We start from the raw sequence: 1,496 nt of genomic DNA on the forward strand, positions 1-1,496 counted from the left end.
CTCGACAGGGAAACGGGGCTGCACTACAATCTGCACCGTTACTATGATCCGGATGTCGGGCGGTTCATAGTAACGGATCCGATAGGCTTAAGGGGCGGGCTGAACCTTTATCAGTATGCGCCAAATCCGTTAGGATGGATCGACCCGCTTGGATTAAAGGGCGGAAAAAATTGTACTGACTTAGGTAAGGCGGGTGAGAAAAATTCATCTGAATTAACTGGGTTACCTAAGAATACGGTAAGAATTCCAAGTGCTAGCGGTAAAAAAGATTATCGACTCCCTGACCATATGTCTGGTGATGGCCGTTATATTGCGGAAACTAAGAATCAAAATTCTATGCATCTATCAAGTCAGTTAAAAGATGATATCGCTCATGTAACTCGTGGTGGTGTGCCTGGTAGGGTTGATCTTATTATTGACCAAAGGACGAAGATTAGTGTGCCTTTATTAGGAGAGCATCTTGATCCTGGAAGTCCACTGCATATCATCATTACGGATTTAAACAAATGACAAATGTTTTTATTGAAAAGATTAACAATGCTATATCAGACTTAAAGGATAACGATGGATTACCTTTTGTTTTCAAAACATTTGAGGAATACTGCAATGATTTAGTATTAACCAGAACAGGTCTGTCTATGAAAGGTATTGATGGCGCTCCAGACTGGTATGGTTATGAAAGGATAATATGGGAGTCTGGTTTTAAATATATTGAACCAATATTAAAAAATAAAAAATATAGAGGTAAAAATGTATTATTGAATGGAATGCTGTCTTTATGTTTACAAAAAAAATATGGTAAGGGACGTCAGTCTTTAGTTATGTTAGTAGGAAAGTATGGTGCGATTGATTATGCTTCATCATTAGCTAATTTAATGGATGACTCAGATGTTTCTATTCATGTTATTAGTGCGTTAACACAAATGAAAGATTTATCTCAGTATGAGAAGCTGAAAAAAATATCAGAGGAAAAAAAAGCTACGATAGAAAGAAATTATGCCCGGAAGTATATAAAAAAATTATCCGCTTTAAAACAGAATGAATAATAATATCCGGGAAGGTTAAAATCTTCCCGGATATTATTATTTAAATTTCGTTCAACACACTAAACATCCCGTCCTGCATCCCCTTAACTGCCTGTTTAACCTGATAAAGTTCCCTGCGCAGTTCCTGTACTTCGTTGTTATCCGCAAGCAGGATCAGGCAACCTTCCGAGATCTTCACGGTAACGCCCGTGCCGATCTCAAATCCCGCTTCTCTCAGCCCTTTGGCGCTGATTTTGATCACCGGCGTGTCGCTGCGGTTGGGCAGATGCAGCGCTGGCAGCACGACGGGCAGAGTCGGATGGCTGCCCTAGGCGTAACGTGACCACGAGCTGGACGTGGTTACGGAAGTGGTGTTCGCCAGCGGTCGGATGCTGGGGAAACGGATGCACCGGAGATTATCCGCTTCAGTTACGACAGACTGGGACGGATGCTGACCGAGGAGACGGCGCA

The 1,496-nt window shown here is 41.9% G+C and carries 3 protein-coding genes; 2 read left to right on the top strand and 1 reads right to left on the bottom strand.

The genetic code is table 11. The annotated features are described in order from the left end of the window. Positions 1 to 510, top strand: a 510-nt coding sequence (locus BEA93_RS25160) for an RHS repeat-associated core domain-containing protein (protein WP_123058261.1), incomplete at its 5' end; no start/stop codon positions are given. Further along, positions 507 to 1,046 (top strand): hypothetical protein, encoded by a 540-nt coding sequence (locus tag BEA93_RS24260; protein WP_105225224.1) that lies wholly within the window; start codon positions 507 to 509, stop codon positions 1,044 to 1,046. The genes BEA93_RS25160 and BEA93_RS24260, both read left to right, overlap by 4 nt. Before the next feature lie 40 nt (positions 1,047 to 1,086). On the opposite strand, the gene BEA93_RS24265 is transcribed toward BEA93_RS24260, so the two are convergent. After that, positions 1,087 to 1,329, bottom strand: coding sequence for a SymE family type I addiction module toxin (locus BEA93_RS24265; RefSeq protein WP_105225223.1), 243 nt, complete (start codon positions 1,327 to 1,329; stop codon positions 1,087 to 1,089). Between the last annotated feature and the right edge of the window lie 167 nt (positions 1,330 to 1,496).

The sequence above is a fragment of the Escherichia sp. MOD1-EC5950 genome (assembly GCF_002965345.1).
GTDB classification, from domain to species: Bacteria; Pseudomonadota; Gammaproteobacteria; order Enterobacterales; family Enterobacteriaceae; genus Escherichia; species Escherichia marmotae.

Coding starts and splice junctions, on each gene's coding strand:
- BEA93_RS24260 (WP_105225224.1), top strand. CDS start 507: ATGACAAATGTTTTTATTGAAAAGATTAACAATGCTATATCAGACTTA.